Here is a 14,735-nt window from a genome sequence, read left to right as displayed (position 1 = left end):
GTGACAGTTGGGTTTTCCGGAATATCGTTGAATGATCTTCACTCGGTCTGCCCGGCGTGGTGAGGATGCTGGAAACCTGAGAGTGGAGCTTGCATGACGAGTGACCTGCCCTTCGACAGCGATGCCACCGAAGCTGACGATCGTGCGGGCGATACCGCCTATCGCGTTGCCACCGGCGTCGCGCGGGTAGCGCGAGCGGGCGCGTACGTCACCGGCGGCGCGCTGGTCGCCACTAATGGTGGTCCCGCCCCCGTCCATCCCGGCGGCGGGCAACGGCTCGACAGCTGGACTTCGGCCTACACCCGTGACCCCGAACCGGGCGCGCCGAGTCCCGTGGTCACCTTTCCGGATCCGGACCCGGATTCGACTCCGCCCCCACCAGTGCATTCGTCGACGCCCACCCCGCGCGATGTCAGCGTCAACGCGCCGTTCACCATCCCGAATGTGCCCAATTCCGGCGTGTACATCGGGCCTGTGCCGCAGCAGCATTCAGTGCAGCCGTGGCAGAACACCGGGTACGGCAACAGTTATCAGCCCGGGCTCGGTCTCGGAACCGAGAGCGAACGGTCCGGACTCGATCTGCACAGCGATACACCGCAGTCCGGGCTCGATGTCGGTACCGCACACGTGCCGGGCGGCTTCGGCAAACTGCCCGGATTAGACTTCGGTCACGGCGATCACGGTTTCAACCTCCCCGACCCGAACGGCTTCCTCGCTCCGGGTGCGAATCCTTTTACTCTGCCCCGTGTTCCAGTGTCAGCCCACAACACGGCGATCAGCGAGTCGGTGAGCAGTGATGCCGAAAGCACCGACGACGGCGATGCGGACGCGAGTCACCTTCCGTACTACGGCGGAAACATGTTTCACAGCGGCGCCACCGGGGGTAATGGTGCGCTGTTCCACGGTGACGACGCGTACTACGGCAACCACGCGTTCGACGGAAGCGATGCATTCCACGGCGCCGATACGTTCCACGGTGTCGGTAACCCGGAGGCGGTCGGCGTCTTCATCGATGCAGCGGCCGCTTTCAGCGTGCACACCGAACTCGAAGTCGACTTCAGTGTCGGTCCGCACGGGATGTACCTGGCCACACAGTCCAAGGTCGAGGTCGACGGTGCACTGAAGGTCGAGGTCGGCGCAGGTCGGGTCGGTGACAATATCGACAGGTTCTCCGATTGGCTCGGCCAAACCCCCGGCAGCGCCGGACGTTCCGGCCTCGACAACTCCGGTGCGCATGGCACGGTCAACCCGGTCGGCACCCAGCCCGTGGGCGGATCCCAGTACTCGGCCGTGCAGCCCGTCGCGGTGCAGCCCGTGCAGCCGTTCGCGGCGCCGCTGCCCGCTCCGATCGCACCGGCCGTCGCGCCCGTAGCGGTGGCCCCCGCCGTCGTCGCGCCCGCCGCGGTTGCCGCTCCGGTCGCCGCCACCCCGCTGCAAACCACGATTCAGCCGGATGTGGCGAGCACCCCGGTCGCCAATGTCCTTGTCGCGCCGCCGGGTCCGTCGCCGCTGACCGCGCCCGCCGCGACGGTGCCCGCCCTGTTCGAGCCGAGACCGGTTCCGGCGAAGCATCCGGTCGTGGTCGACGATTCGCATCCGACCACCACACCGGTGACCAGCACCCCGACCACCGTCACCAAGACGGTGCCGATCCCCGCCGACAACACCACCGGGCATCCGACCAAGACGCCCGATACGGGAGCCACCAAGCCCGGCCACACGACGGTTCCGGACACCGATGCCACTGGGACGACGAAGATCCCGACGGCGACCCAAGCGCCGACCACCCAGGCTCCCACCACGCACGCGCCGACGCACACCACGACACCGGACGACGACGATGTGACGCTTCCGAGCACCGGCAACGGCGGCACCAGCACCGGCCACACCGGCGGGACCACTCCGAGCACCGTCAACGGCGGCAATTCCATCCCGAACACCCACACCACTCAGCCGGACATCGACGACCCGACCGTGGACGTCCCGACCGTCTCGGTGCCGACGGTCACCCACTCCGCACCGACGGTCGTGCCGACCCCGGATATCGATATCCCGACCGCGAACTCCCCGGCGCCGATCCCGACTCAGCAGCCGCACGTCCCCGCGCCGACGATGCCCGCACCGGTCACGCCGGTGAAGCCGCCGACGCACCCGATCGCCGCCGAAATCAGCGACCCGGCCGATTTCGGGCACCCGGTATACGAGCCCGATCATGCGTCGATGAGCCTCATGGCCGCTGGGCTGTCCACCCCGCTGCTGCACGATCCGGGTATGGACGACGGCCACCATCTCGTGCCGGGCCTGGATATCACGCTGATCTAGGAAGCCGGATGGGGGTCGCGCGCACCCGTCGCGCTCGAGCATGTCATCGTCGAACGCGATATCCGCAAGACAGTTAGGAGGAGCGGTTGTCTGCCGCAGCCGGGCTGGAGGCCGCCACGGTGAAACATCCGGAGGCGATGGCGCCGGTCATCGGAATCCTCGATCGACTGCAGGAGATGACTCGCTCCGCGGGCCGGCAAGACCTGGGTGGCCGACTGAGTATGGTTCGGGCCAGGGTCAGTGATCCACGGCTGCGCCTGGTGGTCGTAGGTGCCGCGAAGAACGGTATGAGCACCCTGGTCAATGGCCTGATCGGGGCGCGGGTGAGCGCCACCGAGAGTGCGCTGAGCGTGCCGGTGATCGCGGAGTTCGGACCGGAACCGACCGCCGTGCTGGTGAAATCGCTTGGTGCGGGCCGGATCGAACGTCAGCCCGTCGATCCGCTGGATCCCGGGCCCGCGCTGGCTGCCGACGGGGTGATCCGCGCCGAATTCACCGAGCCGAGTCCGCTGCTCGCCGAGGGCCTCGTCCTGATGGACGCACCCGGCTCGAACGGCGACGATCACACCACCTGGTCGATGATCGCCGCAGCGGATGCCGTGCTCTACGTCGGTGACGCCGGAACCGAGTTCAGCGCGGAACAGATCGACTATCTCGTGCGCATCCAACAGCTGTGTCCGACGGTCATCTGCGCGCTGAACAAGATCGACCTGCACCCGCACTGGCAGCACACCCAGCAGCGCAATCGCGAGCTATTGGACGCGGCCGGTCTCGGCTTCGCGGTGGCACCGGTCTCCGCGCTGCTGCACTTGCAAGCGGGCAATTATCAGCGCGATATCGAATCCGGCGTGCCCCAACTGGTCGACCACCTGCGCGACTACGTGCTGGCACGGGCCGACAGCCTGGTGCTGGAAGCCGCGGCCAACGACATCCGGCTGGTCGCCGACCATTTGGCCGTGACTCTGCGGACCGAGGCCGAGGCGCTGCGCGATCCGCGCCGCCGGGTGGAGATCACCGAGCAATTGGTCGCCGCCCGCGACCAGGCCGATCAGCTGCGACAGCGCTCGGCCAACTGGCAGGTCACCCTCGGTGACGGCAGCACCGAGCTGATGGCCGATATCGAACATGATCTGCGGCACCGGCTACGCAGCCTGGTGCGCGATGCCGAGGCCGAGATCGTCCGGACCGATCCGGCCCGCCGCTGGGAGGATTTCGGCGCGGATCTGGACGCGCGCATCTGCGAGGCGGTCGAAGAGAATTTCGTGGTGGCGCACTACCGGGCGGTGGAACTGTCCGAACAGGTGGCCGCCAAATTCCCCGCCGATCATCGCACTCCGCCGCTACCGGATCTACGCCTGGAAAATCCCGGTGAAGTGCTCGACCATGTGGCGCCGTTGGAACCGCTGATCAGCGGGAAAGCCGGTTTCCTCGGCCAATTCCTTACCGTCATGCGCGGGTCCTACGGTGGTCTGCTCATGGTCGGTGTGCTCACCAGCCTGCTGAAGATGCCACTGGTGAACTGGTACTCGGCCGCCGCCGCCCTCCTGCTCGGCGCCAATGCCCTGTGGGACGACCGCAAGGCCCGCAAGCAGCGCCGTCAGGCCGAGGCCAAGGTTTCCGTGGCCAGGCTGATGGACGATGTGATCTTCCAAGTCGGTAAGGAATCCCGAAACCGGTTGCGAGCCGTGCAACGCACCCTGCGCGATCACTTCACTGATATCGCCACCGACGTACTCCACGCCGCCGACGAACGTTTACGCGTCGCGGAGGTGGCCTACGGCAAATACGGCGACCACCGTGAAGAACGCATCGCCGACCTGGATGTGCAACTCGGCAGGTTGCGCGGACTGCGCGCCGAGGCTGATGGGATCAGCGCGGCCGCGTAGGTCGGAGGCGGCGCTGCCGCGGAGGCACCGCGTTTCACGCTCGAGCCTGCACCGACTCGTGGCAGGCGACAACGCTGAGCCGAGGTCGGCGAGCGCGTCCCTGACGTCGGTAGAGAAGTCAGCGACTGGCGGACGGGACGACTCCGCTAGCGGGTTATGAGCCAGGCGATGACCACGAGCACGAGCAGGGCGATCAAGGCGAGTTGAACGCGGGAACGCGGCATCAACGCGCCCCGCTCTGCGCGGTCTCGCGCACCGCCACCCGCGGCGCGATCGGCTCGGGCATCAGGACAGGCTCGGGGCCTACGACATCCTCCGCGGTAAATGCCGTCGAGGTCGCACGGTTACGGCCGAGCAGTTGCAGCGAGATCCGCAGCAGCCGGTCCAGCAGGTACGCGATGGCGAAGCTGACCGGAACCATACCGACCAACACCACGATGAACTGTGGGATAAACGGCAATCCCGCGACCCACAGCTCGAAGCCGTCCCACCACCCTGCAATCTGATGCACGGCACCAGCCTAGCGCTGTACCTTTGGCAGCGCCTTCGGCGCTGCGTGTTCGCGGGCTCTGTCTGATTGCGGCGCCTGCGGCGCATGCGCTTCGACGACTCGGACGCGAGACGGGCCGCGAACTCCTCGCTCGTAAGACTCGCTCCGTGGTGGTTGGGGATGGTGGGGGCGTTCGGCGCCTGATGCACGCGCGCAGCAAGGCCGAGTGCCGCGCCTGCAGCAGAGCGCTTCGACGGCTCGGATGCGAGACGGGCTGCGAACTACTCGCTTAAGACTCGCTCCGTTGTGGCTGAGGTCGCGTGGCAAGTCTCGTGGTGCTCAGGCGCGCTGGTCGGGTTTCGGCGCGCTAGGTGGACGACGCGGGCGGGCGGGCCGAAGATGAGGTATGGCGTCTTCCGATGATCTGACCGTCGACGAACCTGCCGACCTGCCTGTGCTCAGTCAGCTGACCCAGGTGCACCAGCACGCCACCTATCCGCCGATCGACGATTACGCATTCCTGTCCGACTGCGAGACCAGCTGTCTGATCGCCAGCAATGGCGGCGTCGAGTGGATGTGTGTGCCACGACCCGATTCGCCGAGCATCTTCGGTGCGATGCTCGATCGCAGCGCCGGACATTTCCGGATCGGCCCGTACGGAGTCAATGTGCCCGCGGCACGGCGGTATCTGCCTGGCGGCATGATCCTGGAAACCACTTGGCAGACCGAGACCGGCTGGCTGATCGTGCGTGACGCACTGGTGCTCGGTCCATGGCACAACAACGATCAGCGCAGCAAGACTCATCGCCGTACGCCGATGGATTGGGATGCCGAGCATGTCCTGCTGCGCACGGTGAAGTGTGTGAATGGCACGGTCGAGCTGGAGATGAGCTGCGAACCGGCCTTCGACTACCACCGCGCTCCGGCCCGCTGGGAGTACACCGGCAAGGTGTACGAGGAGGCCACCGCGGTGCGCACCACCGATCCGACCGCGGGCCCGACGCTGGTGCTGACCACCGACCTGCGGCTCGGACTCGAGGGCCGCGAGGCTCGCGCAAGGACCAGGATGAAGGAGGGTGACGAAGTGTTCGTCGCGCTGACCTGGTCGGAGCTACCCGCACCGCGCACCTTCGAAGAGGCGGCGCAGAAGATGTGGCAGACCACCGAATGCTGGCGGCAATGGATCACCCTCGGCGATTTCCCGGATCATCCGTGGCGCAATTACTTACAGCGCAGCGCGCTCACGCTCAAGGGGCTCACCTACGCGCCGACCGGTGCGCTGATGGCCGCAGCCACCACTTCACTGCCGGAAACCCCTGGCGGCCAACGCAATTGGGACTACCGCTATACCTGGGTACGCGATTCCAGCTTCGCGCTGTGGGGTCTGTACACCCTCGGCCTCGACCGCGAGGCCAATGACTTCTTCGCCTTCCTCAGGGACGCCACCACTGGCGACAACGGTGAATCCGTTCCGCTGCAGGTGCTCTACGGTATCGGCGGCGAACGCGACCTCACCGAGAGCACGCTCGACAATCTGACCGGCTACGACGGCGCCAAACCGGTGCGTATCGGCAACGGCGCCTACAACCAGGACCAGCACGATATCTGGGGCACCATGCTCGACGCGGTGTACCTGCACGTGAAATCCCGGCAACAGGTGCCGGAGTCGCTGTGGCCGCTGCTGGAGCGCCAGGTCCAGGCAACCATCGCCCACTGGCAGGAACCCGACCGCGGCATCTGGGAAGTACGCGGTGAGCCACAGCATTTCACCTCATCGAAAGTAATGTGCTGGGTGGCGCTGGACCGCGGTGCGAAACTGGCCGAACTGCACGGTGCATACGAGCGGGCCACCGAGTGGTACACCATCGCCGACCAGATCAAGGCCGATATCCTCACCAACGGCGTGAATGCCGACGGAGTCTTCACCCAGACCTACGGCGGCGACACCCTCGACGCCTCACTGCTGCTAGTGGTGCTGAACCGCTTCCTGCCGCCCACCGATCACCGGGTCCGCGCCACCGTGCTCTCGATCGCCGACCGGCTCACCGAGAACGGTCTGGTGCTGCGCTACCGGACCGAAACCACCGATGACGGGTTGACCGGTGCCGAGGGCACCTTCACCATATGCTCGTTCTGGCTGGTCTCCGCGCTGGTGGAGATCGGCGAATTGCAGCGGGCCCGGCATCTGTGCGAGCGACTGCTCGGCTACGCGAGCCCACTGCGGCTCTATGCCGAGGAAATCGATTCGCGCAGTGGACGTCATCTCGGCAACTTCCCGCAGGCATTCACCCATCTGGCCCTGATCAACGCGGTGACGCACGTGATCAGGGCCGAGCAATCACACACCTCCGGCGCCTTCCAGCCAGCGCATACACCGGTGAGCCGTCCCACTTAGGCGGTGGGGGACGAGCGATGTCGACTCCAGCTTTTGGGGCGATCAAACCCTGTCAACGAATGCGTCGATCCAACCGTTCTCGTCGACCTCACTCAATGTTCCATCGGCCAAGTGGACTATCGGCTGACTATCCACGGGAGCCAGCGCAAGCTTGCGCGAGTTCCCGTGTGGCGGATTATCAAGCTCGACAGCATCTTCTTCGTTTCTGCCTTCATGGTTCAGCAGGAGGCTCACTCGTGTCCAACACACCGCATCGAGCCGAACGCACGCGGCGTTCTGCATCACGCTTTTGCTCGCACGCTCGAACAAGCCGCGGTTACGTCGCGCCGCATCATTTGACTCCTCGGAGGAATCATTCGTGATCGAAGCCGAATACAAAGCGCGACTGTCCAACCCGGAAGCGGTCCGAGAGCGGCTGCGCTCGTTCGCAGCTGCCGATGAAGTCTGTTATGAAGATGCGTATTTCGATACTGCGGACCGGTCGCTGAACGAGGCAGATCGCGAGCTTCGCCTTCGCACGATCACCGCAGTCGGCGGCGCGCAGCAGCATTTGCTCACTTTCAAGGACGCGGCCGTCGAGGAGTCGACGAGGTCGAAGCCGGAGTATGAGACTCACGTGAGTGACCGGAAGGCCATGGCGGACATCGTGGCTCGGCTCGGCTACGGGCCGTTCATAGCATTCACCAAGCAGTGCGAGAACTTCCGATTCAAATCCGCTGGCCGAGACATTGTTGCGACTGTGGTGACAGTCCCGGAGGTCGACGGGACTTTCCTGGAGCTCGAGACTCAGGTCGAGGATGATGACGTCTTGGATGCACTGCGGGATCTGAGGTCCGTTCTAGCGGAATTGGGCGTCTCACCTGACGAATTGACCACCGAGCTGTATACGGACGTAGTTGCGAAGAGTCGGGGGCTGTAGGCAACGACTTGCCGACCGCCGCACATCCTCCGGATAGATGCGAGGAAATGATTTGCAACTTTCGAAAGATATGCGGTTAAGCACTATTCGCGCATAGTCGGCATTCGCGCATAGTCGGCGCACGGTCGCTGTCGTTCGATCGGCGGTTGTTACTCGTCGGCTTCCCGATCGGTCCCGGTGCGCCAGTCGTTGAACCGCTTGCCGATCTTGGAGACAGTCTCGCCGACCTCCTGACCGACCGTGCTCACCGCCGATCCGACATCGTGCCCGAGATTCCGCACGGTGCGGATCAGCGGATCTTCCGACTGGTCGAAGTTCTGCCGATAGGTGCGCGCGGCCCCCTTGATCTCCTCGCTGATCTTGGTGTTCTTATCGTGTTCGCGGCGTGGGTAATCCCCGCCGAGCATGCGGTTGTATTCGCCGGATTGGATCCAGCGGCGCAGTTCGGCGGCCCGCAGCACCGAGAACGGATGACTCTGCAGTTCGAGATTGAGCAGCTTCAGCACGCCGTCGCGCAGATCGCCGGAGCGCTCGTAGTCGTCGGCCTGCTGCAGGAATGCGCCATGGTTCATCTCCTTGATCCAGGTGCCGCCCGCTGTCTTCATGTGCACCCGCACCGATGCCTCGACATCCTGCCCGCACAGCAGCCCGGCCCGGTCGCCGGACAGTTCGGACTTGCGGCTCCACTCCATCAGCGCGGCCACGATCGCGCGCAATGCCCAGCCGCCCACCGGCATCCAGCCCAGATTGGCCGAAATGCGCAGCAGATGCATGAGCATGGTGCGGTACACCGCATGTCCGGATAGCGCGTGCCCAATTTCGTGACCGACGACGAAGCGCAACTCCTCGGTATCCATCAGATCGATCAGTCCGGTCGTCAGCACGATGAACGGCTGGTCCATCCCGATGGTGAAGGCGTTCACCTGCGGACTCTGCAATACGAACATCTCGGGGGTGATGCGCGCGTCCAGGATTTCCATACAGTCCTGACGCAGCTGGTGCAGCGAACGGAACTGCCGCTCGTCCACCCGAACCGCGGTCGCCAGATACAGCAATCGGTGCTGGCGTTCCTGCAGCAATCCGGACAAGGTTCGCAAAACGGTATCGAACCCGGCGAGTGAGCGCAGCGTCACCAGCGCGGTGCGATCCGCGGGATGTTCCCACGCGCGAGTGCTGATATCAGGGAATTTCGTGCGCACGCGGTCCGGGCTGGTAGTCATGGGATGAAACCCCCCTCTTCCAGGAACTTTGTCGGTGTTTGCCGCCTGCAAGCGGATAGCTGGCATTGATTCGAGCCGGTGGTACTTCCTCTGCTACAGTCTGCCCGTGTCTTCGATTGCCGTCCCGCAGGTCCGCCATGAATTGGCGTTGATCGCTGTCGGCAATCTCGCGGTCGCGGACATTCTCTGTCGCTGATCGGCGCCGGGCGCTGCTGCGCACCCATCTTTCTCTAGACTGGCGCGCAAACTTTTCGCAGCAGTGTCCGTATCCCCGACCTTCGGTCGACAAGTCGCGCCGCAGTTCTACCGACGCGACAACTAGTCCACGTCGCGGCGGAGCACAAGGAAAGGTTCCCACCCATGTCACCCAGATCCTTGCTCCTCGGATCGTCCCGATCGCACCGTCGCCCGGTGATCGCCGCGCTGACGGCCGTGGCAGCCGTCGTGCTCACCGCGTGCGGTGGTGGAGCGAGCGACACGGTGGGCGGTGGTGGGGCCGACGGTAGTGGCGGCACCCTGAACCTGTACGCCTACGCCGTCCCGAAGCCCGGTTTCGACAAGGTCGTGCCCGCGTTCAACAAGACCGACAAGGGTAAGGGCGTCACGATCAACGGCTCCTACGGCGCGTCGGGCGATCAATCCCGCAAGGTCAAGGACGGCGCCGAGGCCGATATCGTCAACTTCTCGGTCGAGCCCGATATCACCCGCCTGGTCGACGCCGGTCTGGTCGATCCGAGCTGGAATGCCGACGCCACCAAGGGTATTCCGTTCGGCTCGGTCGTCGCGATCGTGGTGCGCAAGGGCAATCCGAAGGGCATCAAGGATTGGGACGATCTGCTGAAGCCGGGCGTCCAGGTCGTGACCCCGAACCCGTTCAGTTCGGGCTCGGCCAAGTGGAATCTGCTCGCGCCGTACGCGGCCAAGAGCGAGGGCGGGAAGAACCCGCAGGCGGGTCTGGATTACCTGAGCCAGCTCATCTCCAAGGAGCATGTGCAGGTGCAGCCGAAGTCGGGTCGCGAAGCCACCGAGACCTTCCTACAGGGCACCGGTGACGTACTGCTGAGCTACGAGAACGAGGCGATCTTCTCCGAGCGCAACGGCGACCCCATCGAGCACATCGTGCCGCCGACCACGTTCAAGATCGAGAACCCCGTCGCGGTACTGAAGAACAGCAAGCATCTGGACACCGCGAACGCCTTCCGTGACTTCCTGTTCACTGCCGACGGCCAAAAGGCTTGGGCCTCGGCCGGATTCCGCCCGGTCGATCCGAAGGTGGCCGCCGACTACGCCAAGGACTTCCCGACTCCGCAGAAGCTGTGGACCATCGCCGATCTCGGTGGCTGGAAGACCGTGGACAAGGAACTGTTCACCCCCAACACCGGTTCGGTCGCGGTCATCTATGACAAGGCCACCAAGTAATTCGGTGATCTGAAACACCCCGCGGTGTGTGCGACGGGCCCGGAGGGGGCAGCTCGCGTAACCATAAAGGGCCCCGCGCACGCGGCAAATCGAAGCAGGATACTGGACGATCGTGACTGACAGCAGCAGCGCCGGGATCGGGCATGCGCCCGCTCCGGGCGGCTCCGAAGACGCCACATCAAAAGCGACAAGCCGGGACTGGTCGTGGCTGCGGGTAACCGGCTCGGTGGGTCCGCTCGGCATCGCCACCGCGGTGTTATGGCTCAGCATCATCGTGCTGCTACCGCTGGCGGCGCTAACGGTCACCTCATTCGATGACGGCTGGTCCGGGTTCTGGGATGCCATCACCGCACCCGCGGCCATCGACTCGCTGCGCATCACGGTGCTCGTCTCCGTCGTGGTGGCGATCATCAATGTGGTGATGGGCACGCTGATCGCATGGGTGCTGGTCCGCGACCAGTTCCCGGGCAAGAGCATCGTCAACGCGCTCATCGACCTACCGTTCGCGCTACCGACGATCGTCGCGAGCATCGTGCTGCTGTCGCTCTACGGTCCACAGAGTCCGATCGATATCCACCTCAATGCCACCCAGCCCGGTCTCGTGGTGGCGCTGGCATTCGTCACGCTGCCGTTCGTGGTGCGCTCGGTGCAGCCGGTGCTCATCGAGGCCGATCGGGAGGTCGAGCAGGCCGCGCTGTCCCTCGGCGCGGACAACTGGACCACCTTCCGCCGCATCGTTTTGCCGACGCTGGCCCCCGCCATCATCAGCGGCGGCGGCTTGGCCTTCGCCCGCGCCATCGGCGAATACGGTTCGGTGGTGCTGATCGGTGGGGCCATTCCACGCAAGACCGAGATGGCCTCGCAGTACATCCAGAAGCAGATCGAGATCGACCGGCCGGTGAACGCGGCGGCGGTCTCGGTCGCACTGCTGGTGATCTCGTTCGCGACCCTGCTGGTGCTGCGGCTGTGGGCCGAGCGTACGGCCCGCAAAGAGCAGGAGGCGGTATGAGACTGTCCTGGCCCACCCGCATTTCGCTGCGCGTAGTCGCACTCGGCTATCTGTTCATCCTGCTGGTGGTGCCGCTGATCATCATTCTGTGGCGCACCTTCGAGAAGGGGATCGGCGCGTTCATCGACTCGATCTCTACGCCCGCGGCGATCTCGGCCTTCCAGCTGTCGGTTCTCATCGTGGCGATCGTGGTCCCGCTGAACGTCATCTTCGGCATTGTCACCGCGATAGCCCTGGTGCGCGGCAAGTTCCCGGGTCGCACGCTGGTGCAGGGCATCGTGGATCTGCCCTTCGCGGTCTCGCCGGTCGTGGTCGGTGTCGCGCTGATCCTGCTGTGGGGTGCGGACGGCTGGTTCGGCGGACTCGAAGACATCGGCTTCAAGGTGATCTTCAATCTGCCCGGCATGGTGATCGCGACGATCTTCGTCACGCTGCCGTTCGTGGTGCGCGAGGTCGAGCCGGTGCTACACGAGATCGGCGACGATCAGGAGCAGGCCGCGGCGACCCTCGGCGCGTCTCGCTGGCAGACGTTCTGGCGGATCACCCTGCCCGCGATCCGCTGGGGTCTGACCTACGGTGTCGTGTTGACCGTCGCGCGTGCGCTCGGCGAATTCGGCGCGGTGATCATGGTGTCCTCCGCGCTACCGGGTAAGTCGCAGACGCTGACCCTGCTCGTCCACGGTCGATACATCAACGACCACAACACCTTCGGCGCCTACTCCGCCGCGACACTGCTGATGGGCCTTGCCCTCGTAGTCCTTCTGTTGATGACCCTCCTCGAACGTAAGCGGGGCACCAAGTGATTACCGTGACCAATGCGAAGAAGAACTATGGTTCCTTCGCCGCCCTGAACGATGTCAGCATCGAGATCCCATCGGGGGAGCTGACCGCGCTGCTCGGCCCTTCGGGTTCGGGCAAGTCGACCCTGCTGCGCTCGATCGCGGGCCTGGAGTCGCTGGACGCGGGCATCGTCACCATCGCGGGCAACGATGTCACGCACGTGCCGCCGCAGAAGCGCGATATCGGCTTCGTATTCCAGCATTACGCCGCGTTCAAGCATATGACCGTGCGCGATAACGTCGCCTTCGGACTCAAGATCCGCAAGCGACCCAAGGGCGAAATCGCCAAGCGCGTCGACGAATTGCTCGGCATCGTCGGCCTCGACGGCTTCCAGCACCGCTACCCGGCTCAGCTCTCCGGTGGTCAGCGTCAGCGCATGGCACTGGCACGCGCGCTCGCGGTCGACCCGCAGGTGCTGCTGCTGGACGAGCCGTTCGGCGCGCTCGATGCCAAAGTGCGCGCCGATCTGCGCACCTGGCTGCGCCGGCTGCACGAGGAGGTCCACGTGACCACCGTGCTGGTCACCCACGACCAGGAAGAGGCACTCGACGTCGCCGACCGGATCGCGGTGATGAACAAGGGCCGCATCGAACAGGTCGGCAGCCCGGAGGACGTCTATGACCGGCCCGCCAACGAATTCGTCATGTCCTTCCTCGGCGCGGTGGCCCGGCTCAACGGACATCTGGTGCGTCCGCACGATATTCGCGTCGGCCGCGATGCCAGCATGGCGCTGGCCAAGAACGAGGGCACCGCGGAATCAGCGGGTGTCACCCGTGCCACTGTGGAACGCGTTGTGCACCTGGGTTTCGAGGTGCGCGTCGAGTTGCGCAATGCGGCGACCGGCGATCTGTTCGCCGCCCAGGTGACCCGCGGTGACGCCGAGGCATTGCAGCTCAGTGACGGGGAAACCGTCTACGCGCGTGCCACCCGTATTCCGGAACTGCCTGCGGGATAAGGGCACTGTTCGGTTCGCCGCGCCTTGCGCGGTGACGCTCGGGTCCGCCGCTCACGCCGCGAATTCGACTCGCTTTATGGCTGCGGATTCCGTATCCGTGAAATCCGAGGCCATTATTGGCGTGTCGAAACCGAACTCCGGTTTCCATGTCTCATATTGTGCTGAATGCGAAACACACGCTAGTGGGTTCCGGTGAGTAATCGGAACGTAATTCGATGTGAGCATTCGCAATGGTCGTCGAACGCGGCCCGTATGCGGGCGGCGGGAAGTTGATCGATCACCATGTCAATTCGAAGACAGATGGTTCTCGCGCTGGCCGCCGCCGGCGCGGCGGTGATAATCCAATCCGGTCCGGCAATCGCCGCACCACCACCCGGAACGCCGGTCGTGCGCGCACCGGATGGCCCGGTTATCACCGAGATTCCCGCGGACTCGCCCGAAGTGGCCACGATCGATCCGGAATCGGTGGGGAAGCCGATCCCGAACTCATATTTCGGTCTGACTTCGGCGCAGTTGATACCGCACGGAATCGCGGGTGAGCAACGGCATTTCACGCCGAATCCGGAGCAATGGGATAACGCGCGAACGATTGTCGAAGTGGTCCTGCGGCGCGATATGCCCGCCTATGCGGCGGTGGTCGCGCTGGCCACCGCACTGCAGGAATCGTTGCTGCGCAATCTGACCGAGGCGGCCGATCACGACTCGCTCGGGGTGTTCCAGCAGCAGCCGTCCGCGGGCTGGGGTTCGCCCGAGCAACTCACCGATCCGCGCTACGCGACAAACCGATTCCTGGACGCACTGCTGGTCCACGCGCCGGACTACCAGGTGATGCCGCTGTGGCAGGCGGCGCAGGCAGCGCAGCGCTCGGGCTTTCCGACGGCGTACGCGCGGTGGCAGGAGCAGGCCGCGCAGATGGTGTCGCGATTGCTCGGGCCGCGGCAGGGACCGATGCCGCGGGCGGCGAGTGCCCAAGCGGTGCTGGGATGTTGCTGAATAGTTGCCCACGGCCGCAATGGTTTTGATAGCCCGCACCGGAATCGCTTGCGAATTCCGGTGCGGGCAATCCGAACTCGTTACTGGAGGGATATGCCCCTCGGATCGTGGACTGGTCGGTATCGAAACGGTTGTCGATCGGTTCGGCGCGGCGGGTCCGGCAATCGCGTCAGGTGGCTGTTTTCCCATGTGATAACGGGTATCTATCACCTGGACGGCATGGCGGCCACTAGCTGGCAAACATCAACAGGTCATCGTTGAATTCCGGCACGCCGTAGGGGATCTGG

At 64.9% G+C, this 14,735-nt stretch carries 13 protein-coding genes; 11 read left to right on the top strand and 2 right to left on the bottom strand.

Features of this window, described 5'->3' with window-relative positions; all coding sequences use genetic code 11:
* The first annotated feature begins 93 nt into the window (after positions 1-93).
* Entirely contained in the window at positions 94-2,322 is a 2,229-nt protein-coding gene (locus tag ACIBG0_RS16760) for a hypothetical protein (RefSeq protein WP_397033311.1), read from the top strand.
* Between the two features lie 86 nt (positions 2,323-2,408).
* The gene (locus ACIBG0_RS16755; protein ID WP_397033309.1) at positions 2,409-4,208 is read left to right on the top strand and encodes a hypothetical protein; all 1,800 of its coding nucleotides are present in this window, start codon (positions 2,409-2,411) and stop codon (positions 4,206-4,208) included.
* A gap of 223 nt (positions 4,209-4,431) precedes the next feature.
* On the opposite strand, the gene ACIBG0_RS16750 is transcribed toward ACIBG0_RS16755, so the two are convergent.
* A complete protein-coding gene (locus ACIBG0_RS16750) occupies positions 4,432-4,719 on the bottom strand; it encodes a hypothetical protein (RefSeq protein WP_397033308.1) in 288 nt (95 codons plus the stop codon).
* A 385-nt stretch (positions 4,720-5,104) separates the two neighbouring features.
* Between ACIBG0_RS16750 and ACIBG0_RS16745 the strand changes: the two genes are divergently transcribed.
* The 3 genes from ACIBG0_RS16745 (at position 5,105) to cyaB (ending at position 8,012) form a co-directional block, all read left to right on the top strand.
* Entirely contained in the window at positions 5,105-7,093 is a 1,989-nt protein-coding gene (locus tag ACIBG0_RS16745; RefSeq protein WP_397033306.1) for a glycoside hydrolase family 15 protein, read from the top strand.
* Positions 7,094-7,204: 111 nt separating this feature from the next.
* Positions 7,205-7,432, top strand: a complete 228-nt coding sequence (locus tag ACIBG0_RS16740) for a hypothetical protein (RefSeq protein WP_397033304.1) — start codon at positions 7,205-7,207, stop codon at positions 7,430-7,432.
* A 19-nt stretch (positions 7,433-7,451) separates the two neighbouring features.
* Positions 7,452-8,012, top strand: a complete 561-nt coding sequence (gene cyaB / locus ACIBG0_RS16735; protein WP_397033302.1) for a class IV adenylate cyclase — start codon at positions 7,452-7,454, stop codon at positions 8,010-8,012.
* A gap of 149 nt (positions 8,013-8,161) precedes the next feature.
* Here cyaB and ACIBG0_RS16730 read toward each other — a convergent pair whose 3' ends face one another.
* On the bottom strand, positions 8,162-9,232 hold the full coding sequence (locus ACIBG0_RS16730; protein WP_397033300.1) for a M48 family metallopeptidase: 1,071 nt from the start codon (positions 9,230-9,232) through the stop codon (positions 8,162-8,164).
* Positions 9,233-9,338: 106 nt separating this feature from the next.
* On the opposite strand from ACIBG0_RS16730, the gene ACIBG0_RS16725 reads away from it, so the two are divergent.
* The 6 genes from ACIBG0_RS16725 to ACIBG0_RS16700 all read left to right on the top strand — a co-directional run bounded on the left by ACIBG0_RS16725 (position 9,339) and on the right by ACIBG0_RS16700 (position 14,448).
* On the top strand, positions 9,339-9,428 hold the full coding sequence (locus tag ACIBG0_RS16725) for an Ms4533A family Cys-rich leader peptide (protein WP_373864843.1): 90 nt from the start codon (positions 9,339-9,341) through the stop codon (positions 9,426-9,428).
* 164 nt (positions 9,429-9,592) lie between these two features.
* Positions 9,593-10,651, top strand: a complete 1,059-nt coding sequence (locus tag ACIBG0_RS16720; protein WP_397033298.1) for a sulfate ABC transporter substrate-binding protein — start codon at positions 9,593-9,595, stop codon at positions 10,649-10,651.
* Between the two features lie 208 nt (positions 10,652-10,859).
* Entirely contained in the window at positions 10,860-11,660 is an 801-nt protein-coding gene (gene cysT, locus ACIBG0_RS16715; protein WP_397033419.1) for a sulfate ABC transporter permease subunit CysT, read from the top strand.
* Positions 11,657-12,463, top strand: a complete 807-nt coding sequence (gene cysW, locus ACIBG0_RS16710) for a sulfate ABC transporter permease subunit CysW (protein ID WP_397033296.1) — start codon at positions 11,657-11,659, stop codon at positions 12,461-12,463. The genes cysT and cysW overlap by 4 nt, the downstream gene beginning before the upstream one ends.
* On the top strand, positions 12,460-13,455 hold the full coding sequence (locus tag ACIBG0_RS16705) for a sulfate/molybdate ABC transporter ATP-binding protein (RefSeq protein ID WP_397033294.1): 996 nt from the start codon (positions 12,460-12,462) through the stop codon (positions 13,453-13,455). The genes cysW and ACIBG0_RS16705 overlap by 4 nt, the downstream gene beginning before the upstream one ends.
* Positions 13,456-13,737: 282 nt before the next feature.
* A complete protein-coding gene (locus tag ACIBG0_RS16700) occupies positions 13,738-14,448 on the top strand; it encodes a hypothetical protein (protein ID WP_397033292.1) in 711 nt (236 codons plus the stop codon).
* Positions 14,449-14,735: the final 287 nt, after the last annotated feature.

The organism is Nocardia sp. NPDC050630, assembly GCF_044457245.1.
GTDB lineage: Bacteria > Actinomycetota > Actinomycetes > Mycobacteriales > Mycobacteriaceae > Nocardia.
The sequence above is the reverse complement of the archived record's forward strand: the minus strand, read 5'-3'. Positions and strand labels throughout refer to the sequence as shown.

Bases quoted from the DNA above. Each gene is read 5' to 3' on its own strand.
- ACIBG0_RS16745 (WP_397033306.1), top strand. From the start codon at position 5,105: ATGGCGTCTTCCGATGATCTGACCGTCGACGAACCTGCCGACCTGCCT.
- ACIBG0_RS16720 (WP_397033298.1), top strand. From the start codon at position 9,593: ATGTCACCCAGATCCTTGCTCCTCGGATCGTCCCGATCGCACCGTCGC.
- cysW (WP_397033296.1), top strand. From the start codon at position 11,657: ATGAGACTGTCCTGGCCCACCCGCATTTCGCTGCGCGTAGTCGCACTC.
- ACIBG0_RS16700 (WP_397033292.1), top strand. From the start codon at position 13,738: ATGTCAATTCGAAGACAGATGGTTCTCGCGCTGGCCGCCGCCGGCGCG.
- ACIBG0_RS16730 (WP_397033300.1), bottom strand. From the start codon at position 9,232: ATGACTACCAGCCCGGACCGCGTGCGCACGAAATTCCCTGATATCAGC.
- ACIBG0_RS16760 (WP_397033311.1), top strand. From the start codon at position 94: ATGACGAGTGACCTGCCCTTCGACAGCGATGCCACCGAAGCTGACGAT.